Below are 24,358 nucleotides of genomic sequence, written 5' to 3'. Positions count from 1 at the left end.
CTACGTTGTTGCGCTAATTTATAAGGTACCTACATTACCGCATTAACGCGCCTAGTATTGAAAACACGGTGAAGCTCTGAAACACGTATCTTCAAGTTGTTTGGGTATAGCACGGTTTTTATTTGAAGCTGTGATGAAGATAAGTATAAAATCCAAACCAGTTTCCAACAAAGGAAGCAAAAAACAATAACAATGGGGTTACAATGAAAGTATTACCAACCGCTGCAGCTTTTGCTGTCAGCGCACTATTACTCATGGGTTGTAATAGTAACAATGATGATTTTAGTCAGCATACCCAGCCAGATGTGATTAAATCTACTGATGCAATCAAAGATGTTCGTATTGGTGCCTTTAACCTTTCATTTGATAGAAACAGCTTCTCAGATCTAGTGACAGAAATGAGTCTCAACCAGGCTCAGCAAGATGCCTTGATGAGAAAATGGTTTGATAAAAGCTTAACTGATGAAGATAAAACACTGGCTGAAAAAGTCATTCAAATTCGTAATGTCGCTGCCATCATTCAAACAAAACGACCTGCTGTGTTATTAATGAGTGAGTTTAATAACGACGGTATAGCAGACGATTCGCAAGCGATTGATAACTTTCAGCGCAACTACCTTTCTGTCCCACAAAATGCCCTAGGTGCTACTGCTGATAAATACAAAGCGCTAGAACCTATTGAATTTGGTTTCTTTGAAAACTTCGCCACCAATACTGGCTTATTAAGCGGATACGATTTAAACCACGACGGTAAAATCGCCTTACCTGCTGATGCATGGGGCTTTGGAGTTTATCATGGCCAATACGCGTTCAGTTTAGCTTCGCAATTTCCAATCGATACAGACAACATCCGTACTTTCCAGCACTTTAAATGGAAAGACATGCCCGGTGAAACCAATCCGGTTATCAGTAATTGCCAAGACAAAAAGTACCCTATTCCAGCAGGTAAAGCCTGTGGCGACAAATGGTACAGCGACGCTGCTTGGGCAGAAAAGCCCATGTCATCTAAAAACCATGTGGATGCACCGATTATCATTCCCACCGCTAACGGCGATAAAGTGGTTCATTTATTAATGTCTCACCCAACCCCACCGTTTTTTGACACGGTGACCGAAAACAATAAACGACTCAATCGAGCCGAAATTAAATTCTGGCATGATTACATCTCAGGCTCTGGCAGCTACATTTACGATGATCAAGGTCAAACAGGCGGCATTAACAATGAGGCATCATTTGTTATCTTAGGTGACTTAAATGCAGATCCTCATTCAGGTGATGGCTACTTAGATACCATCAAAGATTTGATGGATAGTAAGCAAGTCAATCAAGATGTAACTCATGGTAATAAAGCACCTCACAGCTTAGGCGGCCCAGAGTGCTTCTCTACTAGCGAATGCCGAAAAAATAACCGAGATATCAATTACTCGGCAAACATCACCAGCACTTCAGGCTTGCGGTTAGATCATGTGATTCCATCAAGTGACTTAAACGTCTCCGGCTCAGGCGTTTTCTGGCCAACGGTATCAGAGCAAGGTCATTTGATGATGAAGGATCCCCGTGTTGGTAAATGGGGCGGCGGAGGAAAATCGGTTTCGTCAGATCATCGCCTAGTGTGGATTGATATTAAGCTGTAGTGTTAATAGGGCTAAACTATAAGCCCTATTAATATAAGGCCCTATTAATATAAGGCTAAGGCCATATAAGGCCTTAGCCGCAAAAAACCACATCTTCACGGTTTTCTAGCCAAAGCGGATGTTTAGTCATGACTTTACTGAACATCTTGCTTTGCAGGTAACCATTAAGCCAATCCCGTAAATGAGGGTAAGGCGCTTGTAAGTACCATTGACGTTCAACCCGAGCAAATTGACGAATGAACGGCAGTAATGCAATGTCGGCTAAACTTTCTCTGTCCGCCATTAAATATCGATGCTGAGACAATAACGCCTCAAGCTTGGCAATATAAACCTCACAGGCTTCTCTGCATTCTACGATATTAGCTTCACTGTAACGTTTAGCACATTTGTAGTTTTCTAAGCAGCGCTTGAACTCACTATCAAAGATATAAATTAACTTCAGCATCTCATCTAGCGAGTCATCAGCGGCAAACAACAAATCATCAGGATCACCCTGAGTTAATGCCCACAACATCACTTCAAAACTTTCTTCTATAATGGTTCCTGTTTTAGTGACAACCACAGGAACCGTTCCCTTGGGCGACACCGCTAACATTTCAGCGGGTTTATCACTTAACACCAGATCTCGAAGCAATACTGGCTGTTTTGACTTATAAATGGCAATTCTGGCTCGCATTGCAAATGGACAATTTCTGAGCGAGTAGATAACAGGTAAATCCATGATTTTATTCATTGTTGTATGTTAATCCCAACTACATATATGCACACTGGCTAATTAATTATCCACTTTAACCATATTCATTAGCAAAATATACGGGTAACATCCCCTCACTAAAATTAACTGAGAACCTTTAAGAACATGAAACCGAAGATTGAATTATTAGCCCCAGGTGGTGATGTCGAAGCGATTAAAGCGGCCATTATTGCTGGTGCAGATGCTGTATATTGCGGCTTAGATACCTTTAACGCCCGTAATCGCGCAGCTAATATTTCATTCGATCAATTGGTCGGGATCATCAGACTTGCGCATCAATATGACTGCCAAATATTCTTAACCCTCAACATTGTTATTTTAGAGCAAGAATTTAAAACGCTTATCAAGCTGCTTAATAAGTTGGTTAATACCACCTTAGACGGCGTGATTGTGCAAGATATTGGTCTGCTTTATGTATTACGTAAGTATTTTCCGACTTTAGATATCCATGCATCTACTCAGTTAACGACCCACAATGCCGGCCAAATCCCGTTTCTTAAAAAGCTTGGGGTAACCCGAGTTAATTTATCCCGCGAGCTAAACCTTCGTGAAATAACCACGCTAGCTGAAGTCGGTAAAGAACATGACACCTTATTAGAAGTGTTTGTTCATGGTTCGTTATGTGTCGCCTTCTCTGGTTTATGTTATTCAACCTCAGCCAGTGCGGGTAACTCAGGTAACCGTGGTCGCTGCAGCCAAGCTTGTCGTGAAGAGTACGAAACGACAGAGTCGGGAAACAACTTTCCGTTAAATATTAAAGATAACTCTGCATTTTTCGACTTACCTGCACTGATTGAAGCTGGCGTATATTCATTTAAAGTCGAAGGTCGCATTAAAGGTGCAAGTTACGTCCATACCGTTATCGACAGCTTCCGTAAGCAAATAGATGGCTATGTTGAAACAGGCGAACTGACCCAAGATGGCGAGCGCTTATACAAAGTCTTTAACCGTGATTTCACCAATGCATTTTTACGTGGCGACTTAAACCAATCGATGTTTATCGATAATCCACGTGATAACTCTAAAAATCATTTGGTCGACCAATTAAAAGCTGAAAAAGGCGAGTCAATTTCAGTGGTTCAAATCCATGATGCACAGCAACAATTACAAGTCGACAAGCAACAAATTAATGCTTCTGTTGATGATAAAATTGCCCATTTAAGCATCGAAAAAATCAAGCTAACTTTAAGCTTTGCCAGTGAAGAAGCTAAGCCGCTAACACTTACCGTCACCACCCAAAGCGCAGCAAGTGATCTTGCCGATGTTGAGTCGAAAACCGTGGTGTTTAGCTCAAGCAGCATAATGCGCCCGAGTGAGAAGTTAAGTGTAGATAAAGAAGCCATCGAAAAGCGCTTTAAAAATATCAACAACGCCAACTTCGAGTTAATTCAACTCGATACTGATAACTTAACTGATGGTATGAGTATTCCGTATCGCGAAATCACTACCTTAAAAAATGAGCTGTTAGCTTATTTAAATGATGGCATTGAAGTGATTGCAGAAGTTGAGCTACCAAAACTTGAGCGTAACAAGAAAAATGCAGAACAACAGCCTGCACTGTCGATGCTAATTTGCGATGAAGCAGATGCTGCACTTGCCGATGTTACTGACGGCGATATTTACTTTAAATTACCTGATGCCTATAAACGTGGCTGCACTAAATATGTCGACTTTTTACAACAAAACCCGCGTTTAATCCCATGGTTCCCACCAGTATTAATTGGTAAAGATTATGACGTGGCGCTGAATATTCTTGAGCAAGTTAAACCGCCGCTGATTGTTACCAACAATACTGGTATTGCTTATCATGCCAATAGACTCGGCATTAAGTGGATAGCTGGACCATTTTTAAATACCACTAACTCTTATGCTTTATTAGCATTAAAAGAAGGCTTTGATTGTGCTGGTGCGTTCATTTCAAATGAAATTAACAAGCAACAGATGAAGCAAATTGCCAGACCAAACAACTTTAAAATGCTTTACAGCATTTACCACCCAATTTTGCTAATGGCCAGCCGTCAGTGTTTCTTCCAGCAAAGTGTCGGCTGTGAAAAACCGCGTATTGATAATGGTTGTATGCTGTCTTGTGATAAATCCACCAGCATTAAAAACCTCAAAGGTGACTCGTTTGCCATTGATAAACAAAAAGCCGGTTACCCAAGTATTTATAACCAAGATCAATTCTTAAATACCGAAATCATTGACGACTTAAGCCATATGTTTGATGGCTTTATGATTGATTTAACCAACATTGGCGCCGGTGACAGACAATCACCAGATAAAGTTGAGCTTATTAAGCAATTTGAAGCTCTGCTTGCAGGTAAAAACGAAGCCAGTGAAACCTTATATAAAATGGTGCCAGAATCAACGCACTTACAATATGAAAACGGGCTATAAATAGAATAGCTACTGACGATTAAAAAAGCCCAGCAACTTAACTAGCTGGGCTTTTTATTTTCTAAATATCGACATGAGTCGTGCAAACTATACTCAGTTATGTCACTGACGACTACTTTGTTACGAGTAACATAAATCATTGAATTAGCTTATTTTAAAAACAAAAAGTGTATCAAATTGATTCAGAATAGTAATACTTACAATCATTTAAACACTTGTTTAAATTACCTTTTTATTACTTACTAGTTTAATCCACTAGAAAACACGTCTAACCAGTTGGTTTATATACTGTAAATTCATTGTCATTTCGATTACATTCTCACTATATTTTTGAGGTCGCAGTCACGTTTTATGCTTTTTTATGACCTCTGCAGCTTAAAATAAGAAGAATTATGAAAAATCATTCTGCAAGCTATATCGCTAATAACCAAGAGTTCTTTTTCTCCCCTGACACTCCATTAGTTTCAAGTACTGATCCCAAAGGAAACATCACCCACTGCAATCAAGCATTTATCGACACCAGCGGCTATAGCCGTGAAGAGCTGATTGGCCAGCCACACAATATTGTCCGTCATCCTGATATGCCAGCGGCTGTTTTTGAGACCATGTGGAAAACACTTAAAGCGGGCAAAGTGTGGATGGGCTTAGTTAAAAACCGGCGTAAAAATGGTGATTTTTACTGGGTAAGCGCTTTTGTTACCCCAGTTTATGATGGTCATAACCTGGTTGGATATGAGTCAGTCAGAGTATGTGCAGAAACATCAGAAAAACAACGTGCTGCAAAAGCTTATCAACGTATTCTAGCAGGAAAATCCGCGACGGCTTCAACGACTCGACTTGGTTATAGTTTACAGAAAGTATTACCCATCTTAGCCCCTGGACTATTTTTACTGTGTTGGTTTAGTTGGCAAGCCAATCCATCGGCCATAGTAGCAACCTTATTGATGCTAGTATTAAGCAGTATCTGGAGTGTTCAGCAGCAAAGGGGGCATTGGCAATCATTAATCAACATCAGTCCTAAATCATTTGCCGATGCGACTGTAGCCCAAACCTACTTTGATGATGCTGGTATCAGTGCTCAAGCTAAGCTTGCCTTTATTAGCGAAATGGCACGCTGCCGCACAGCCTTAACCCGTATCAATGAGTCAGTGACTGGCTTAAGTGACATTTCAGTTATCAGTAAAACACAAGTGTCTGTGACTCAAACTTCTGTTGAACAACAAGGACTAGCAACCCAGCAAATAGCCTCTGCCATTACTGAAATGTCGCAAGCGATTCAAGAAGTCGCTCAAAAGATAGAAGAAAATGCTCACAGTGCAGAAAATGCCATTCAGTACGTTGATAAAGGTGGCGACTTAGCAAATGAATCGCTGGCATCAATTCATCAGTTAAGTCACACCGTCGACAGTATTGCGGTCACCGTTAAAGAACTTGCAGATTCAACAGAGCAAATCGGTCAAGCAGCTAACCTTATATCTTCAATTGCCGATCAAACTAACTTACTGGCATTAAATGCCGCCATTGAAGCTGCAAGAGCTGGCGAACAAGGTCGAGGCTTTAGTGTCGTCGCCGACGAAGTCCGCGCTTTAGCATTAAAAACTCGAGAATCGACCGATCAAATTCATGCAGTCATTAAGCAACTGTCAGCCCGCACTAATAGCGCCGTTGAAATGTCTACGCAAGGTGAGCAGGCAGCTAAACACGGTGTGAAAGTGGTGGAAAATACTCGTAATGCTTTGAGTGAAATTAAAGATGCTGTAGGTAGCATTACCGACATGACTTTTCAAATGTCATCAGCCGTTGAAGAACAAAGCGCGGTGGCTGAGCATATCAACCAGCAAATTATCGATATTGCCGATGGCGCAACCGATACCGCAAATGCGGCCAATGAGTCATTAACAGCCAGTGAATCCCTTGAGAATACTATTGGTGTGTTTCACTCGTTAATCAGACGCTTTCGTTTATAGCCTTGCTCATAAGCACTGCCCTTAAGCACTACACGTAAGCCCTGCAAACGTATGTCCTGAAAATAGTCAACCCTAGTGAGAAAGTGCCGCTTTGACTGCCTTTCTCACCCCCCTTTTCCCAATCTAACCTTCAGCGCTAGCACTATTATTAGCGAGTCGTTATAATCCTCCACTTATTATCAGTCTCATCCTTATTTAGCTAGGAGTTATTTTTGGCACACACTTACATTCCATTAGATGCATACAAACGCAAGTGGATCTTTAACCATAAAGATTTACCCGTGTTAGATACAGATAAAGCATTAATCAAACCGCTCACCGACAAAAGTGCGATGACAGTTTGGAATCAGTGGATTAGTAATAAATGTAACCGTGCTGAATTATTCTCTAAAGGTGACTGGGCTGCCAAGCAAGATGCCTGGAAACATACTGAACATTGGCAATCGGCTTGGGATTCAGATGACAATACGCTGCTAGAACCTATCGCTGAATTCATCGATTGGGCAGACGATACTCAAGTGTTCTTCTGCTATGAAAAATACCAAATTATTGAAACAACTTGGGTTGTGTTTGCCCGTAATTGGAAAGCATTTTTGTTTTTTGATGACGGTCCAATCCTGATTGCTCCCAAGAAAAAACAAGCAATCATGTTCGAACAAAATGGACAATACAAGCTAGGGATGCGCAGCTAAAACCGATTAGCCAAGTGTACTCGAATAAATCTCCACTTGGCTAACAATACAAATATTAAAGAGTCCCCCTATGAAAGCATTTTCAACAATCGCTCTAACCGCAGTTTTATCAACGAGTTTACTCATCCCGTCACTTGCACAAGCTAAAACTGTATCAGGTGTAGAACTCGCAGATAACCTGACTATCGCTGAACAATCCCTTGCCTTAAATGGCGCAGGTGTTCGTAGTAAGTTCTTTATGGATTTATATGTAGGCAGCCTTTATATCGCTACGCCTGCAACAGATTTAACCGCTGTTTTAGAACAATCAACAGCGGTGGTTCGCCTTAATATTACTTCTGGCATGATCACCTCCGATAAAATGGTCGATGCAATTAACGAAGGATTTGATAGCGCAACTGACGGCGATACCTCATCGATAGACAAAAACATAGAACAATTTATGGGACTGTTTACTGAAGAAGTCAGCAAAGGCGATCAGTTTACTTTTGTCACCCATAAAGGCGCTGGTGTGACAAGCTTTAAAAATGGCACTGAACAAGCCACGATTGAAGGCGAAGCGTTTAGACAAGCATTGCTAAAAATTTGGTTAGGTGATGAGCCTGCACAAAAAAGCTTACGTAAGAATATGCTGGCTAAATAACCTGAGCTCAGGCTAAATAGCAAGGTTACTGTTATTAATTTCACTAAAAAAGCGACCAGTTGGTCGCTTTTTGATTTACGGATGGTAAGTATTAATTAGCTTGCTTAAAACTTAATTTCAAACGCTAAACCTGCCGCTGCTTGGTTATCAATTTCATCAGTAACTCGTGGTTCACTGAGTTCCATTTCGCTATTGAAAAAGTAGCCACCATAAGCGTTAATCGTGGCTTTTTCACTGATATTCCAACCTGCACGAATAAACGTAACCCACTCTTCCATTTCGATAGTTTGTTCACTATCTGATATCAAGAAACGCTCTGAACGGCGTGAGGTTCCCACACCAAAATTCCATTTTTCATTCATTTCATAAGATAGCTCTAGACCCGCAGGGCCACTGAAGCCGGCTTCAAACGGATTACCTAGGGTTAACTTATCGGTGATTTTCCAACGCACAGCAAGATAAGGAATAGTTTTAACTTCAGAAATGTCATTAAGATACGCTACACCAAAGCCCAGCATATTTCCCGACTCAAAACGATACATGGCCGAACCTACGACACCGTAACTTTGCGCATCAGACGATGAAGCGGTATTGGCATAAGAGTATTGCAGTTTTGGCGCGACCATAAACATCCAGCTGGTGTTTGGACGGTAAATAAGTGATAAGCCAGCACTGTATTTATTAATTGAGCTCCATGGGGCTACTCGATCGTTTAATATGCCTGAGTCAATGTTTTTAAAACCATAATCTAGATTATCGTAGCCAATATTAGCTCCTATCATCCATTGTTTATTGATAGGCATAGCTCCGGATAACTTTAAACGCCAAACATCACGTTGTAACTCGGCATTAGTATTGTCTATCTGGGCAGCTTCAGTTGAAGTTCGCGACACATTGAATTTAAACGGAGTGTATTCTCTAGCTGCAACATAAGGAGTCAAAAGCAGACCTGTAATAACACTTAACAGAGTAGTTTTCTTTACCGCACTTACGCTGAATTGACTCGCCTGAAACAAGCTTGGAATAACTTTCATTAACTGCATCCTTTCTCATTATTATTGTATTTGAAATTACCAAGGTTTATACATAACTTCTATACCCTGAGTATTTCAATTTGGATCACAAATTCAATATTTTATGAGATATTACCCAGATTTTATTACCACTGACAAACACTATTGAATTATTTTACTTATTTACGGTGAGCATTTAAAAATAACGTCGCTGTTTCATCGATATAAGCCTGTCGTTTAGGCAATAACTCGGCAACATCAATTCCCAGCTCAGATCTTAATTTTAATTCACCAAAAAGCATTAAGCATAAACGCACAGCACTATCGTGCGGATTGGCAAAATAGAATTCATTATGCTGATTCACTTTGGATAAATAGTCGCTTAATAAGCCTAAAACATGCTTAGGACCTGCTTCGTAATACAGCTTCGATAAGTCGGGGTGGGTTTCGGCATGGGCTAAACAGGTTTTGAATACTGCTAATACTTCATCACTGACAATGAGTTCACCAAACTGCTGGGCAAACATTCTGATCGTTTGCTCGGCATTTGCAGCGTCATCCAGTAAATTTCCGGTCAACTGATGTACAACACACTTAGATTCTATTGCTGCAATAAATAATTCATCTTTTGAACCAAAGTGTGAATATACAGTTTGCTTGGACACACCTGCCTTTTTAGCGACCAAATCCATACTCGTGTTAGGAAACCCTTGTACACAAAACAGTTCTATCGATGCTGTTAAAATCTGCGACCGCTTTTGTTCGCTACGAGTCATTGGAGCACTATGTTGGCAGAGCGTTGAATGAGTTGCGCTTTTATTCATATGATCATCTTTTTGTCTTGGGCAGCTTTGTTGCTGCTTGGTCATTTCAAGCGTTTTAAAGCTACAGACTGTTAACTCTTTATAACATTTAATCACAAATTGGACTGGACAGTCTAGTTTTATAGCAATAGAATTAACACGAAATAGACTAGACAGTCTAGTTTAAATATTGAGCATCACATGATGTTAAGTGCAGATCAATATCATTTAAATTGATTTGCCAAGGAAGTTATATCGCAATAGGAATGTTCACCATGAAAACAGCAGCGCGTTCTTTTAATCTATCCAGAACTCTATTGAGCTTGAGTGCTGGCATCTTATTCTTAAGTGCTTGTAGCCAAGAAGAAGTCAAATCCACTGCGCAACTTGCTGTGCCTAATGTTATAACTCAAGCCCTTAGCTTTAATAACAGCTATCAACACCAACAGAGATATACAGGGATTGTCCGCTCAGCCGACACGACTGGTGTTGGCTTTGAATTAGCAGGAAAACTAAGTGATATCATCGTTGACAGTGGTGATGCAGTCGTTAAAGGCCAAACATTAGCGATGCTCAATACTCAGTTATTACAAGCTGAGCAGCAGCAACTTAAGGCTTCACTGTTGCAAACCAAAGCCGACTTAGATTTAGCCCAAAGCAACTTAGCCCGCTCTATTGAATTGAAAAAACAACAATATGTCTCTGAGCAACAATTTGATGAAACCCAGCAGCAAGTCGCCAGCCTACAAGCGAATCAAAAACGCCTCGAAGCCTCGTTATACGCAACTGAGCTTAAGCTAGAGAAGTCTGTTCTAGTCGCGCCATTTGATGGCACCATCAGTAAACGTCACCATAATTTAGGTGAAGTTATTGCCCTCGGCAGTCCAGTCTTTACTTTAATTGGTACCAGTCAACAACAAGCTTATATCGGCGTCCCTAACACGGTTGCGCAAACGCTCAGAACTAATCAGCAAGTTAATATTCTAATAGGTAAAACGGTTTACCAAGGGATTGTTGCAGGTATTAGCGCTGAAATTGATGCCGTAACTCGTACCGTGCAGCTGCGGATTAACCTGCCAAGTAACAAACAAGTCATTAATGGCGAAATTGCCTATCTTGAATATCAACAACAAATCACTGATGCAGGATACTGGGTGCCTATCTCATCTTTAACCGATGGGGTTCGTGGTTTGTGGAATGTATTTGTGGTAACTAAAAGTGATGATGGCTTAGCCCGCATTGAACGCCGAGATGTGGATATTCTCTATACCACTGAGCAACAAGCTTATATCAATGGTGCAATTAATAAAGACGATGTCATTGTGACTCAAGGCTTACATAAGCTGGTCGTTGGCCAACAGGTTAAACCCACTTCAGCGGCTGTGGCGAGGTCATTATGATTAAGGCCTTTGTTGAAAATGGCAGACTAGCAAGCTTAATGATTGCGCTTCTGTTAGTCGCTGGTTTGGGGGCGATTAGCAGTTTACCTCGTACTGAAGATCCCACGATTACCAACCGTTTTGCCTCAGTTGTCACTCAATACCCTGGTGCATCAGCTGAGCGAGTTGAAGCTTTAGTCACTGAAGTGCTCGAAAACCAACTGCGCCGTTTAGAAGAATTAAAGCTGGTTCAATCAACTTCTCGCCCCGGTATTTCCGTTATTCAACTTGAATTAAAAGACACGGTTATTGATACCGCACCTGTGTGGTCTAGAGCCAGAGACCTTATTTCTGATAGCAAATTTGAGCTGCCTACGTCCGCGCAAAATAGCTTACTCGACGATCAAACAGGTTACGCTAATACTGCAATATTGGGCTTAGTCTGGAAAAGCGATACGCCTATTCGCACCGATGTACTAAACCGTTATGCAAAAGAGTTACAAAGCAAGTTACGCATTTTAAACGGCACTGATTTTGTGAAACTATCAGGCACGCCCGATGAAGAAATTTTGGTTGAACTCGATGGCAATAAGATCAGCCAATTGAAATTAACCCCCGCGAGTATCGCATCGATATTATCGAACGCCGACAGTAAAATTTCAGCAGGTGAAATCAATAACGCCACCTTTAAAGCACTGATTGAAGTATCAGGTGAATTAGATTCCATCACCCGTGTCAGCGAAGTGCCGCTAAAAATAGATACCAATGGTCAAATTATTCGCCTTGGTGATGTCGCCAATGTCAGCCGCCAACCTAAAACGCCTGCCACCAGCATTGCCTTAATCAATGGCAAATCAGGTGTGCTGGTTTCAGCTCGCATGCTGGAAGATAATCGCGTCGATAAATGGCAAGCCCAAGTCAGCCAAGTGGTCGATGATTTCAGTGCTAATCTCCCCGCCAACATTGAAGTGCAATGGCTGTTCGATCAACAAGGCTATACCAGCGTCCGCCTTGGTGACTTGGTCATTAACCTTATTCAAGGCTTCTTGATTATCTTGTTTGTATTGATGCTTACTTTAGGTTTGCGCAATGCCGTTATAGTGGCGCTTTCATTGCCATTAACGGCATTATTCACCCTCGCCTGCATGAAATACACAGGCTTACCTATCCATCAAATGTCGGTAACTGGCTTAGTCGTGGCATTGGGGATCATGGTGGATAACGCGATTGTGATTGTCGATGCTATAGCTCAGCGCCGTAAGCAAGGGCTAACTAAACTTGAAGCGGTCAGCAAAACTATCAATCATTTATGGCTGCCATTAGCAGGTTCTACCATCACCACTATGCTGGCCTTTGCGCCGATTGTATTAATGCCAGGTGCTGCTGGTGAGTTTGTTGGCGGCATCGCCATTTCAGTGATGTTTGCCTTATTGGGTTCATACCTAATTTCTCATACCATTATTGCAGGCCTTGCAGGCCGATTTAGCCAAGACAATGCATCCATGGCTTGGTATCAAAAAGGGATGGCGTTCCCTCGTCTAAGTCACGCCTTTAAAACCAGCTTACGTTTTGGCTTACAACGTCCATTAATGACCGCATTACTCATCGGTATTTTACCTTTGGTGGGCTTTTGGGCTTCAACCAAAATGACTGAGCAGTTCTTTCCGCCTTCAGATAGAGACATGTTTCAAATTGAAGTCTATCTTGCTCCTCATGTGAGTTTAGATAACACCTTAAAACAGGTAAGACATATCGATGAACGCTTGGAGTCTATTAGTGATGTTGAAATGATCACTTGGGTTGTGGGCGGCAATATCCCTTCGTTTTACTACAACTTAACCCAACGCCAGCAAGGTGCCACCAATTACGCACAAGCCATGGTCAAAGTCACTGACTTTGAAGCCGCTAACCGCTTGATTTTATCCTTACAGCAAGAGTTTGATGCTGACTTCCCCCAAGCACAAATCCTAGTGAGAAAACTTGAACAAGGACCGCCATTTAACGCCCCTGTAGAGTTACGTATTTACGGCCCATCCCTTGATACCTTAAACCAATTGGGTGAGCAGGCGCGTGGCTTACTGATGCAAACTGAAGATGTTATTCATACTCGAGCCACATTAAGTGCTGGCTCGCCAAAAGTCTGGCTACAGATAAATGAAGATGCCAGCTTAATGAGTGGTTTAAGTCTTACCGATATCGCTAAGCAAATTGAAATGGCAACCACAGGCATCATAGGTGGCAGCATACTTGAGCAAACCGAATCACTGCCAGTGCGAGTCCGGTTAGCCGATACATCACGTGAGGAAGCCACTCGATTAGCTGAGCTTAATCTGGTTTCCAGTCAAGGCGATACGATTCCACTTTCTGCCATCTCCCATAACGAGATAAATGTCAGTCGCGGCGGGATCCCACGTCGAAACGGTGAGCGAGTCAATACCATTGAAGCCTACATCGTCAGTGGTGTACTGCCAGGAAAAGTACTCAATGAAGTTAAAGATAAACTGGAGCAAATCGAACTGCCGTCCGGTTATCATTTAGAAATTGGTGGCGAAAGCGCTAAACGCGATGAAGCAGTCGGTAACTTACTATCCAATATCGTGGTGGTGGTGACTCTATTACTCGCCACAGTAGTACTGTCGTTTAACTCTTTTAGACTCACCGCCATTATCTTACTCAGTGCATTTCAATCTGCAGGTTTAGGGTTATTAGCCGTTTATTTATTTGGTTACCCATTTGGCTTTACGGTGATCATAGGTTTGCTGGGACTCATGGGGCTGGCAATTAACGCCGCCATTGTTATTTTGGCTGAACTTGAAGACGTGCCAGAAGCCAGACTGGGCAACACCCAAACCATCATTGAGTTAGTTAGTGGCTGTGGCAGGCACATTGGCTCGACCACCATTACCACTATCGGTGGCTTCTTACCTTTAATTATTGCAGGCGGTGGATTCTGGCCACCATTTGCGATTGCCATTGCAGGCGGCACTTTGCTGACAACCATGTTATCGCTCATTTGGGTGCCGACAATGTATCTTATTTTAATGAAGAAAAAATCACAGAAATCTGAATATTGTCGCCCGTACAAGTGTAGTATTTTCAACTACTAACCAACAAAAAACGACGCGTTAATGCGTCGTTTTTTGTTTTAGAATTGCCAATTTCAAATTCAAGAATTTACTCAATCTTCCCATGATCTTAATCAAATCAATTCTGGGTCATATCCACTAGATTGTAGCTATCCTTTTTTCGGAACTAATCACATGAACTATCGAAGTTGGTCTATAACAAAACAAATAACGTACTTTTCGCTAGCGCTTACCGTTCTGGTATTCAGTATCATTTCTTCCGTGTCGTATCTGAGCTCATCTAATGTGTTAAAAGATAAAGCCATTGCTTCGATGAACGAGCAAATGCAAAGCAATGCCGCACTTATCGAACTGCAATATGTCAGCCTGTTAAACCTTGCTCGCCGTAATGCCGATATTCTTCGGGCAATGTATCCTGGCGATTTTCATAAACCCGATCGCAGTGTCAGAATCTACAGTACCCAAACGCCCTCTCTCGTACATGAAAATGCCCAAATTAATGCCACTAAAAGTAAAGTGGATCGCTTTTCAAACTTAACAGGCGGCACAGCCACCATCTTTGTTAAAGACGGCGATGACTTTTTACGGATCTCAACCTCACTTAAAAAAGCCGATGGCTCACGAGCGCTCGTCACCTACTTAGGTCAAAATCACCCCGGATATCAAACTTTGATAAAGGGTGAAACCTACGAAGGTTATGCCAAGCTATTTGGTAAGGATTACATGACGGTCTACCGTCCGATAAAAAGCAAAAGTGGCGAAGTCATTGGTATTTTATATATCGGTTTTGATATTACAGAATCAATCACTGAATTACAGAAAACCATTAATAACCTAGTGGTTGAAGAGTCAGGCTATTACATGCTGGTGAGAAACAGTGACAAACGGCTCATTTCACACCCTCACTTTAATGCTGGTGAAGCCCTTAACCCTGACATTTTAAACGGCCTAGACCCCGATAAAGTCATGGGGAAACACTTCAGTTATGAATACAGCAACAATCAACAAACAACCATGTTTGCCAATAGTATTAATATTCCAGGTTGGAACTGGACTCTAATTGGTTTAACTGAAGCTGCTGAGCTTAACAATGAAAGCATGCAATTGCTGTACATTACTGTAGGTGTTGCGGCCTTGGGGATTATTTTAATCAGCGGCTTATTGGCAATGTCGCAAGTTAAAGCGATGGCACCACTCCAGCTTTTACAGCAGCAGCTTGAGGCATTAGGTAAAGGTGACTTATCACAGACGTTTGAGGTAAAAGATCCGCTGAGCAAAAATGAAATAGACCAAATCACTGCCAGTGCAGCAGATATGTCAGCTAACTTAAAAGACTTGATTGATTCGCTGCAACACTCAGTAGAAACCTTAGAGTCTCAGGCGCAAAAAGCGCAAGAAATGGCAAGACAAAATGGTGACGAGTCTGAATCACTCATGATGCAAACTAACCAAATCGCTACCGCCATTGAAGAAATGTCGGCATCTATTCGTGATGTCGCCAGTCATTCAAACGAGGGAGCGGCGAAGAGTCAGCAAGTGGATGAATCATCTCGCAGCGGACATCAACAGCTCACAGCTGTGGTTGAGTCTTTAAATTCACTCAAAACTCAACTGAATGAAAGCCAAGCCAACATCGAAAATGTCAGCAAAGAAAGCGAAGCCATTAACCAAGTCACCGAAGTGATTAACAGTATTGCTGAGCAAACTAATTTACTGGCATTAAATGCGGCCATTGAAGCCGCTCGTGCAGGCGAGCAAGGTCGCGGTTTTGCCGTGGTAGCCGACGAAGTCCGCTCCCTAGCGCAGCGCACTCAAAGCTCTATTTCTGAGATCAGTAAAACCATTGGTCAACTGCAATCTCAAGTAAAAAGTACCGCTCAGCAAATGGAAGACTGCCATAAATTAGGCACTTTCTCTGCAGAGCAAGGCATGGAAACCAGCGAGCAATTAAGTCAAATCACAGATAGCATTGGCGAGCTTGCAACCTTCACCAGTAGCATAGCCAGCGCCACAGAGCAGCAAAGCGCTGTCGCAGACGAAATCACCCGTAACTTGCACCAAATATCATCTCTTGCCAATGAAGGCCAAGAGCGCGCAGGAGAAACCGTTGAGGTTGCTGACGGCTTAACAGAACTGGCTGGAGAGCTAAAAACCAAGATTAATTTCTTTAAGGTGTAGAGTAGATTTAAAGTTTTTAAACAGGTGATTGAAATAAAAGACTACTAAGTCAGGTCTTTATATGGGCATGAACGTTAAAGTTCATGCCCTTTTTTATTCTATGATTTATCCAGCAGCAGTTTTATTAACAGCTCTTTTATAAACAGCTCTTTTATAATCAGCTCTTTATAAGTAGTAGCATCACGACTAAGAGCACAATAAATAACCTGAATTCGGGGTAAGAAGTTAGTTAAACTGTTGAATTATTACATTTTTGCTTTCAATCTTATTCTAGAGAGATATTTTTGCTTAGAACAAGGCAAATTTGTGCGTCAATAGCTGGCCTATTGCAAACAAATTTAACGCCGTTATCAGTAAAAATAGCCTCTAGAAAGCAAGTTGTTATCCCGAGCTCAGGTTAAATAGGAACAACATGAAAAAACGTACGATAGCCACATTGATTTCAACCCATGCACTTGTGCTTGCCATTGGCTTTGGCGCAGGTATTTATGCCCTTCCTATTCTTACCGCACCTTATGCACCAAGTATTGAGCAAGTTAAATCAATCGACACTCAGCAGCGCTTTACAGCCGAATTTAGTCGTGATTTAAAAGACAGTGATGCGTTACATTGGGGCGAAGGTAAAGTCACCATCGGTGATGAATTCATCACCCTTGATGGCAAGTTATCACCAGGGCCCGATTTTAAAGTGTATCTAGCTAAAGAGTTTGTCGAGACCGAAGCAGATTTTAACCGCTTAAAATCAGAAATGGTTCAGGTCGCTGACGTCAAAACTTTCGATAACTTTTTAGTGCCAATTACCACAGATGTGAATGTCGCTGATTACAACACCATCATTATTTGGTGCGAAAGCTTTGGCCAATTTATTACTGCCGCCCAGTACCAGCAGATAACGCAGTCATAGGGCAGTCTTAAGACTCCAGTTAGCTAATCCCCCCCTTACACTCAGCTACTTAAATAGCTTAACCTACCATCTTATTTACTTAGCCAATAAAAAACCCTGCACTATGGCAGGGTTTTATTTTCTAGCTTTAACTACTGGTTACTTTTCAGAATCAGCTTCTTTGATTCTGTCTAAGTTTTCAGTGTTCTCAAGCCAAAGCGCATTAATGATGCCAAAAGCACAGGCTAGTAATACACCTAGTATCCAAGAGAAATACCACATAATGGCTCCTTAATTAATATAGTGATGTCTTGTTCTTTTCGATGAACTCACGGTTCAAGCGACCAAACATCTTGTAATAAGTCCAAGCGGTATAACTCAGTACAATCGGTACAAAAATGATTGCAGCGTAAGTCATTACATTAAGTGTAATTTCACTCGCCGTGGCATCCCACATTGTTAAGCTCACATTCGGGTCTAAAGAAGATGGCATGATGAATGGGAACATTGCTGCGCCACAAGTCAAAATGATACCTGCAATAGCTAATGAGCTAAACAAGAATGCAAAACCACTACGGTTTATACGACTTGCTAGTATCACTAATACTGGCATAAGTAGACCCAATACAGGGAATAGCATAGTCAGTGGGTACTTGTCGTAGTTAGCTAACCAAGCGCCAGCTTCTACCGCAACCGTTTTAGTGGTTGGGTTTGAAGGACCAGCTGTGTCGATAGCAGAGGTAATCACATAACCATCAATACCGTTGACTAACCAAACACCCGCAATAGCGAATAATACAGCAACTAAAAGGCCCGTGATTTGCGCCGCTTTTGCAGCACGAACACGTAGCTCACCTTCAGTCTTCATTTGTAGCCAAGATGCACCTTGCATTACAAACATAAATGCTGCGATTAAACCTGCTAATAAACCGAATGGATTTAGTAAGCCGAATAAACCACCGTGGTACGTTGCACGTAAGAACTGATCAAAATCAAATGGAACGCCTTGGAGTAAGTTACCAAACGCAACACCGATAATCAGCGGTGGTACGAAGCCACCAATACATAATGCATAATCCCACGACTTACGCCATCTTGGATCTTCAATTTTAGAGCGGTAATCAAAGCCAACTGGACGTAGGAATAAGGCAAACAGTACCAACATCATAGCCACGTAGAAGCCAGAGAAAGATACGCCGTAAACCATAGGCCATGCAGCAAACAGTGCACCACCAGCAGTAATTAACCAAACTTGGTTACCATCCCAGTGTGGGGCAATGGTGTTGATCATAATACGGCGGTCAGTATCGTCTTTACCAATTACTGGTAATAACGCACCCACACCCATATCAAAACCGTCTGTTACAGAGAACCCTATTAGCAATACGCCAATCAGAGCCCACCAAATAAATCTTAGTATTTCATAATCAAACATAATCAGGTCCTCAGATTAAGCATCTTGGTTTTCAAAATGATATCTACCTGTCTTAAGGCTTGATGGGCCTAGACGAGCAAACTTAAACATTAAGAACAATTCAATCACTAATAGAATCGAGTAGAACACAGTGATAGAAATGATACTGAACCACAGATCCGAAGTCGTCAGACTCGAAGCAGACATGAAGGTCGGAAGCACCTCTGAAATGGTCCAAGGTTGACGACCGTATTCAGCCACAAACCAACCACATTCAATCGCAATCCAAGGCAGTGGCAAGCTGTATAGCGCTGCACGTAATACCCAAGGCTTCTCTTCAATCTTATGACGCGTGCTTTGCCAGAATGCAGCAGCAAACACGAATAACATAATCACACCAGCACCAACCATGACACGGAATGACCAGAACATTGGCGCTACGTTAGGAATAGAATCCTTGGCAGCCGCTTTAATCTGTTCTTCAGTCGCGTCAACCACGTTTTCAGTGTAACGCTTCAGCAATAAGCCGTAACCTAAGTCACCTTTTGTTGCTTCAAAGTTTGCACGCAGTTCAGGACTTTCATCGCCAGCTTTTAGCTGCTCAAGGAATGAGTAAGCAACCATACCGTTACGAATACGGATTTCATGCTCGTCGATTAAGTCAATGATACCTGTTACTTGTTCATCAATAGAACGCGTTGCAATGATACCCATTGCATAAGGGATCTTAATCGCGAAGTCAGTTTCCATCTTTTCTTGATTCGGGAAACCTACCGCGGTAAATGCTGCTGGAGCTGGCTCAGTGTGCCACTCAGCTTCAATTGCTGCTAACTTAACGCGTTGTACTTCACCCACTTTATAACCTGATTCGTCACCTAACACGATAACAGACAGGATAGATGCCATACCAAAACTTGCTGCAATCGCGAATGAACGACGGGCAAACGGTAAGTCACGGCCTTTAAGGATGTAGTAAGAACTAATCGCTAGAACGAACATCGCACCGGCAACATAACCAGATGCAACGGTATGAACGAACTTAACTTGCGCAACAGGGTTAAATACCACTTCAGCGAAGCTAGTCATTTCCATACGCATAGTTTCGTAATTAAATACAGAACCTACTGGGTTTTGCATCCAACCGTTGGCAACTAGAATCCATAACGCTGACATATTAGAAGCAATGGCCACTAACCAAGTTACTGCTAAATGCTGACGTTTACTGAATCGATCCCAACCAAAGAAGAACATACCAACCAGAGTCGACTCTAGGAAGAATGCCATCAAGCCTTCAATTGCTAATGGTGCGCCAAAAATATCACCCACATAATGTGAGAAATAAGCCCAGTTAGTACCGAACTGGAATTCCATTGCTAAACCGGTGGTCACACCTAAAGCAAAGTTAATCCCGAATAATTTACCCCAGAATTTAGTCATATCTTTATAAATCTGGTTATCAGTCATCACATATAGTGATTCCATGATCGCCAGAATAAAGGCTAAACCTAGTGTTAACGGTACAAACAGAAAGTGATACATGGCTGTAAGCGCGAACTGCAATCGTGACAGCTCTACAACCTCTTCAATAATCATTGGTGACTCCTTACTCGGTACATCCAATTGTCATGATGATTCCCATCAATCACAACAAGTGCCATTGCAGGAAAAAATTATATATTTAAAGTAGCGCTCAAAATAACAAGTTATTAAGTTGTTAACTCAAAGCAAAGCTACATCTCAATCTCGTGCTCAGCTTATCTTGTTAAAACACCACATAAATGAGACTTTCATCACAAATAAACCCAAAGGGTGACTTAACACTAGCAAACTTTAGAGCTAAATATTAATTATTTACTTAATATCAATCGCTTAAATAAAAAATCAAATACTGTAGACATTTAATTTATATCACCAAAATTTGAGTCCAATCAACATTATTGGCCATAAAAACTCGGTTTTATGCGGGTTTTGAGTAGATGCGCAAACTACCACATTTTAGGTGTTGACCTTGCAAGATAAAATTGCTAGGAATTTGTTTACATTTTTGTAAAATCAGCATTTCTAATCCAGCTAAAACTGATAAACCACCTCCTCAAGACAAAAATAAGCTTTGTAAATTATAGCAATAGAATATTTAACCCTAAATATTTTGACAACAAAATCATAAACACTTGATTTAAAGTAAATTTACCAACCTACAAAATATATTACAAACATAAAAATTTAACTTTGGATAAGTTTTACTAATGATAAAGATTAATTTTATTCGTTTGAGCTATTTTTTGAACAGAATTAGAATATGTCCTGTGTTGAGAGTAGGCCGATTGGACTTGAACAAAATGGACTTCAAGTTACATCCCCAACTCTATTAATTTTTAATATTACAGAGTGGAGATTTAGAACATGACTAAATTATTTGAGCGTTTCATCAACAGCTACAAAAAAGTATTTGTTGAAATGTACCAAGCGTACTAAACAGGATTTTATTGTTGCTAACGTTTGTGTCTTACCTATTAGACACCCGAGAGCAGCAATACAACGGAAGATAGATTGAGTATGCAGTTGCTTGCTAATTCTATTAGACGTTAACCTTGATGTTTTGTTAGCGCAAAACAGCTCTTGCAGATCACTTGCAACAAAGAGCATTGATTAGCCCTTTAGAGTTTCGATTCTAAGGGGCTTTTTAATATCTAGTTATTATCTACTGCAACTATTCAAACATACGTTTAATATTGAGTTAATGTTCAACTTTGGATTATGAATTGACCAATATTCCAAGCTTGGTATGGATTGAGTCAAACTCATGACGCTTCGTCCGCACCAGACCGAGAGGTTTTGTAAATACTGCCTGTGCAGATCATAACTTTTAATAGCAATTCCCATCGAGTATCAGTTAACATTGTTTCGATATAACTTAAAGGTGTGTTTGGGTGAGCAAATTATAACCTATTGTTATATTAGCAAAAAACTACCAACAAAGTTCAACAGTCCTCAGTAAATATAGCGAACTCTATGACGAATAATATGACTTTAGCCATTAAGTGCTTTTTCTTCTCTCTCCTACTTATAAGCTTAGCTGCCTGCACTGATGAAGAGCAAACCGATCCCCCTGCACCGGTTGAGCCTCCTCCCGAGCCTGGTGAAACCTATACGCCAATCTATGAAAAGTTTTTGCAGGGCGAAGAGATTGAAGGCGGGTATACACTATTTAACTGGCAAGACACAGGTTATAAAATGGGCGAGGAAATCCCCCACATCACTGGACCTATTTTCCATGTCAATGATTATGGTGCCAACCCCAATGATGGGCAAGACGACTTAATCGCCATTCAAACCGCGATTGATGAAGCAGAAAAAGCCGGTGGCGGGGTTGTCCTATTTGATGCTGGGCAATATGACTTAAACATTGAAAATGATGAAGACTTTTCAGATGAGCATGCGATTTGGGTAAGATCAGCAAATGTTGTATTAAGAGGTGCTGGTAGAGAAAAAGGCAATGGCACCGTTATTAAACAATGGAAAAAGTCAGATAACATTAACACTGTAAGCCTGCATACCATTAATTTTCATAGTAACGAATGGTCGTTACCCGGCGTTCACACGATTACTGAAGATGTCGCAAAAGGGAGCACACGTATTCCTTTAAATAGGATTGTGGACGTAACGGATGGTGCTGTCGTTGGTATTAGAATGCAAGCGTGGACAGCAGAAACTAAGCCAGAGATGAGCGAAGAAGAGCTATATGAGCTTACCAATGAGTTATTATCTCCGTTATATGACAGTGAAGATAGAGAAGAATACGTGCAAGGCCCGTCGCAAATGCCATTTTTCTTTACCACACAAGTCAAAGAAGTGACCGATAATAACGAAGTTATCTTAGCTTCTCCTATCCCAAGAGCGCTTAGATTAAAGTATCGCCCGCTACTCTTTGCGTTAAAGTCTAAAGTGAATAACTGTGGTGTCGAAGACTTATTGATAGAGAGTATTCATGATGGCTCATACATTGAGGGCGGCTACGACACTGGCGGTATCGCATTTACTAATATTGATGACTGCTGGGTGAATAATGTCGCTATCCAAGATACTACTTTAGATATTAGCCTGCATAACTCTAGGCACATCACCATTAATGATATTGTGGTTGATGGCGCGTATGGACACCATGGTATCGGCATATACCGTTCAGACAATAATTTAATACAAAATCTTCACTATAAAACATATCGAAATCATGTTGTCACTCTTACTGGCACCTCTTCGGGTAATGTCGTGCGTAACTTAAATAACACCTCTGACAGTGATCTATTAGGGATTGATTTTCATGGTGGATTTGCCAGTTATAACTTGCTTGAGAATCTTCGCAACGTCACTTTACAAAGTTCTGGGGGCTGGGGCAGTAACGCACACTCGGGGCAATATAACGTGGTTTGGAATTTAGTCAGAAGTGCACTCACAGGTCGTGGTGATAATGAAGCTTATACGTATTGTAGTTACTCTTCTTATTCCTACGACGGGCCTTATGATACTTGGGCCGACTGTTATCGTCAGCACCCGAAAACCATCTTTGTCGGAATGACCCATATTACTCCAGGGGAACTGGTTAATATCAAAAAGAGCCCAGATGATATTATTAATGAATGGCGCTATGTAGAAGGATTAAATAACCCAGATGTGCAACCACGCTCTCTTTATGAAGCCCAACGCACGAATAAAAGTATGGTTGGCCAGTAGTGGATTTCACAATATTTAAAAATTTTCACAAATACAATCAAATCGAAGAGATAATAAAGCCAGTGTAGATGCATTCAAGACCTTAGAAAACAAGGCGTAGTTTCACAGTTTAAAACGCTCTGTGCGAGAGGCATGAATGCTGAATTGGTCATTTAACATGGATGTTATTTGTTTTTCATAGAGCCACATGGATGCGTATTAATTTACTTGACTGCATAGCTTGTATTGGATGCATCTGAACCATAGGGATATGGTAAATGTCATATGATGTATGCTGCATTATTGACCATGTATTCTCGACATTCCGCTCATCTATAACATCCCAGCGACAAGTAATGATCTTCTGAAACGGAGCTAATATAAATCGAGTGTAAAATTACTGGTCGTAAGATGCTTATGCCCATCATCTGCTTCATAACCTGATGAATATCCTTTTGGGAAGAGCCTATATCTAGTCAAACAATGTAATACGTGAAACCAAAAAACAAGGAATACGTCTTCATAAATCGGTTCTCGATATTGATATTACCTCTCATTAATAACTAAGATCTGCTGAACTTTGCTAGTTAATTTTTTAAAAATGAGCAGCTTATTCGAGACGGATAGATTGACACATAGGCACATAGACTCTTCCTTGTATCGTATCCGTTTATTCGCTGCAAAAATAAGCTTGAAAGTTCAACGATGGAATGGTCTCCTCCTCTTATCGGCATCACAATGTGCCAAACTTAGGTTGAAACGTTAAGTTAACAGAGCGAGGAGACCAATATGAACATTACTACAG

16 protein-coding genes are annotated in these 24,358 nt (G+C 41.2%); 10 read left to right on the top strand and 6 right to left on the bottom strand.

Going from position 1 to position 24,358, the window contains the following annotated elements; genetic code table 11:
* The first annotated feature begins 203 nt into the window (after nucleotides 1-203).
* Nucleotides 204-1,634 (top strand): endonuclease/exonuclease/phosphatase family protein, encoded by a 1,431-nt coding sequence (locus tag L2735_RS18250; RefSeq protein ID WP_248986071.1) that lies wholly within the window; start codon nucleotides 204-206, stop codon nucleotides 1,632-1,634.
* Between the two features lie 73 nt (nucleotides 1,635-1,707).
* Here the strand turns inward: L2735_RS18250 and L2735_RS18245 are convergent, their stop codons facing one another.
* Nucleotides 1,708-2,367, bottom strand: a complete 660-nt coding sequence (locus tag L2735_RS18245; protein ID WP_248986070.1) for a glutathione S-transferase — start codon at nucleotides 2,365-2,367, stop codon at nucleotides 1,708-1,710.
* 126 nt (nucleotides 2,368-2,493) lie between these two features.
* Here L2735_RS18245 and L2735_RS18240 point away from each other — a divergent pair, with 126 nt between their 5' ends.
* The 4 genes from L2735_RS18240 (at nucleotide 2,494) to L2735_RS18225 (ending at nucleotide 8,087) form a co-directional block, all read left to right on the top strand.
* Nucleotides 2,494-4,785 (top strand): peptidase U32 family protein, encoded by a 2,292-nt coding sequence (locus L2735_RS18240; RefSeq protein ID WP_248986069.1) that lies wholly within the window; start codon nucleotides 2,494-2,496, stop codon nucleotides 4,783-4,785.
* 392 nt (nucleotides 4,786-5,177) lie between these two features.
* The gene (locus tag L2735_RS18235) at nucleotides 5,178-6,752 is read left to right on the top strand and encodes a methyl-accepting chemotaxis protein (RefSeq protein ID WP_248986068.1); all 1,575 of its coding nucleotides are present in this window, start codon (nucleotides 5,178-5,180) and stop codon (nucleotides 6,750-6,752) included.
* 212 nt (nucleotides 6,753-6,964) lie between these two features.
* Nucleotides 6,965-7,444, top strand: coding sequence for a DUF2947 domain-containing protein (locus L2735_RS18230; RefSeq protein ID WP_248986067.1), 480 nt, complete (start codon nucleotides 6,965-6,967; stop codon nucleotides 7,442-7,444).
* A 70-nt stretch (nucleotides 7,445-7,514) separates the two neighbouring features.
* On the top strand, nucleotides 7,515-8,087 hold the full coding sequence (locus L2735_RS18225) for a chalcone isomerase family protein (RefSeq protein WP_248986066.1): 573 nt from the start codon (nucleotides 7,515-7,517) through the stop codon (nucleotides 8,085-8,087).
* A gap of 104 nt (nucleotides 8,088-8,191) precedes the next feature.
* Here the strand turns inward: L2735_RS18225 and L2735_RS18220 are convergent, their stop codons facing one another.
* Nucleotides 8,192-9,121, bottom strand: coding sequence for a DUF6268 family outer membrane beta-barrel protein (locus L2735_RS18220; RefSeq protein WP_248986065.1), 930 nt, complete (start codon nucleotides 9,119-9,121; stop codon nucleotides 8,192-8,194).
* A 158-nt stretch (nucleotides 9,122-9,279) separates the two neighbouring features.
* The gene (locus L2735_RS18215; RefSeq protein WP_248986064.1) at nucleotides 9,280-9,924 is read right to left on the bottom strand and encodes a TetR/AcrR family transcriptional regulator; all 645 of its coding nucleotides are present in this window, start codon (nucleotides 9,922-9,924) and stop codon (nucleotides 9,280-9,282) included.
* A gap of 254 nt (nucleotides 9,925-10,178) precedes the next feature.
* Between L2735_RS18215 and L2735_RS18210 the strand changes: the two genes are divergently transcribed.
* From L2735_RS18210 to L2735_RS18195, 4 genes are all read left to right on the top strand, one after another.
* Nucleotides 10,179-11,303 (top strand): efflux RND transporter periplasmic adaptor subunit, encoded by a 1,125-nt coding sequence (locus L2735_RS18210; RefSeq protein WP_248986063.1) that lies wholly within the window; start codon nucleotides 10,179-10,181, stop codon nucleotides 11,301-11,303.
* Nucleotides 11,300-14,389, top strand: coding sequence for an efflux RND transporter permease subunit (locus L2735_RS18205; RefSeq protein ID WP_248986062.1), 3,090 nt, complete (start codon nucleotides 11,300-11,302; stop codon nucleotides 14,387-14,389). Before L2735_RS18210 ends, L2735_RS18205 begins: the two co-directional genes overlap by 4 nt.
* Before the next feature lie 153 nt (nucleotides 14,390-14,542).
* Nucleotides 14,543-16,546 (top strand): methyl-accepting chemotaxis protein, encoded by a 2,004-nt coding sequence (locus tag L2735_RS18200; RefSeq protein ID WP_248986061.1) that lies wholly within the window; start codon nucleotides 14,543-14,545, stop codon nucleotides 16,544-16,546.
* Between the two features lie 412 nt (nucleotides 16,547-16,958).
* Nucleotides 16,959-17,450 (top strand): DM13 domain-containing protein, encoded by a 492-nt coding sequence (locus L2735_RS18195; protein WP_248986060.1) that lies wholly within the window; start codon nucleotides 16,959-16,961, stop codon nucleotides 17,448-17,450.
* A gap of 138 nt (nucleotides 17,451-17,588) precedes the next feature.
* Here L2735_RS18195 and cydX read toward each other — a convergent pair whose 3' ends face one another.
* From cydX to L2735_RS18180, 3 genes are read right to left on the bottom strand one after another with little or no spacing between them, the layout of a single operon-like run.
* The gene (gene cydX / locus L2735_RS18190; RefSeq protein WP_102529403.1) at nucleotides 17,589-17,711 is read right to left on the bottom strand and encodes a cytochrome bd-I oxidase subunit CydX; all 123 of its coding nucleotides are present in this window, start codon (nucleotides 17,709-17,711) and stop codon (nucleotides 17,589-17,591) included.
* A 13-nt stretch (nucleotides 17,712-17,724) separates the two neighbouring features.
* Nucleotides 17,725-18,864 carry a cytochrome d ubiquinol oxidase subunit II gene (gene cydB / locus L2735_RS18185; protein ID WP_248986059.1) on the bottom strand — a complete coding sequence of 380 codons (1,140 nt, stop codon included), beginning with the start codon at nucleotides 18,862-18,864 and terminating at the stop codon, nucleotides 17,725-17,727.
* Nucleotides 18,865-18,879: 15 nt separating this feature from the next.
* Nucleotides 18,880-20,436, bottom strand: coding sequence for a cytochrome ubiquinol oxidase subunit I (locus tag L2735_RS18180; RefSeq protein ID WP_248986058.1), 1,557 nt, complete (start codon nucleotides 20,434-20,436; stop codon nucleotides 18,880-18,882).
* 1,419 nt (nucleotides 20,437-21,855) lie between these two features.
* Between L2735_RS18180 and L2735_RS18175 the strand changes: the two genes are divergently transcribed.
* On the top strand, nucleotides 21,856-23,574 hold the full coding sequence (locus L2735_RS18175) for a glycosyl hydrolase family 28-related protein (protein WP_248986057.1): 1,719 nt from the start codon (nucleotides 21,856-21,858) through the stop codon (nucleotides 23,572-23,574).
* Nucleotides 23,575-24,358 lie beyond the last annotated feature (784 nt).

This window comes from Shewanella olleyana (assembly GCF_023283825.1).
GTDB lineage: Bacteria > Pseudomonadota > Gammaproteobacteria > Enterobacterales > Shewanellaceae > Shewanella > Shewanella olleyana.
The sequence above is the reverse complement of the archived record's forward strand: the minus strand, read 5'-3'. Positions and strand labels throughout refer to the sequence as shown.

What these genes read in the sequence shown, in the direction of transcription:
- L2735_RS18195 (WP_248986060.1), top strand. Translation starts at nt 16,959, where the DNA reads ATGAAAAAACGTACGATAGCCACATTGATTTCAACCCATGCACTTGTG.
- cydX (WP_102529403.1), bottom strand. Translation starts at nt 17,711, where the DNA reads ATGTGGTATTTCTCTTGGATACTAGGTGTATTACTAGCCTGTGCTTTT.
- cydB (WP_248986059.1), bottom strand. Translation starts at nt 18,864, where the DNA reads ATGTTTGATTATGAAATACTAAGATTTATTTGGTGGGCTCTGATTGGC.
- L2735_RS18180 (WP_248986058.1), bottom strand. Translation starts at nt 20,436, where the DNA reads ATGATTATTGAAGAGGTTGTAGAGCTGTCACGATTGCAGTTCGCGCTT.
- L2735_RS18235 (WP_248986068.1), top strand. Translation starts at nt 5,178, where the DNA reads ATGAAAAATCATTCTGCAAGCTATATCGCTAATAACCAAGAGTTCTTT.
- L2735_RS18205 (WP_248986062.1), top strand. Translation starts at nt 11,300, where the DNA reads ATGATTAAGGCCTTTGTTGAAAATGGCAGACTAGCAAGCTTAATGATT.
- L2735_RS18240 (WP_248986069.1), top strand. Translation starts at nt 2,494, where the DNA reads ATGAAACCGAAGATTGAATTATTAGCCCCAGGTGGTGATGTCGAAGCG.
- L2735_RS18215 (WP_248986064.1), bottom strand. Translation starts at nt 9,924, where the DNA reads ATGAATAAAAGCGCAACTCATTCAACGCTCTGCCAACATAGTGCTCCA.
- L2735_RS18210 (WP_248986063.1), top strand. Translation starts at nt 10,179, where the DNA reads ATGAAAACAGCAGCGCGTTCTTTTAATCTATCCAGAACTCTATTGAGC.
- L2735_RS18175 (WP_248986057.1), top strand. Translation starts at nt 21,856, where the DNA reads ATGACGAATAATATGACTTTAGCCATTAAGTGCTTTTTCTTCTCTCTC.
- L2735_RS18250 (WP_248986071.1), top strand. Translation starts at nt 204, where the DNA reads ATGAAAGTATTACCAACCGCTGCAGCTTTTGCTGTCAGCGCACTATTA.
- L2735_RS18245 (WP_248986070.1), bottom strand. Translation starts at nt 2,367, where the DNA reads ATGAATAAAATCATGGATTTACCTGTTATCTACTCGCTCAGAAATTGT.
- L2735_RS18225 (WP_248986066.1), top strand. Translation starts at nt 7,515, where the DNA reads ATGAAAGCATTTTCAACAATCGCTCTAACCGCAGTTTTATCAACGAGT.
- L2735_RS18200 (WP_248986061.1), top strand. Translation starts at nt 14,543, where the DNA reads ATGAACTATCGAAGTTGGTCTATAACAAAACAAATAACGTACTTTTCG.
- L2735_RS18220 (WP_248986065.1), bottom strand. Translation starts at nt 9,121, where the DNA reads ATGAAAGTTATTCCAAGCTTGTTTCAGGCGAGTCAATTCAGCGTAAGT.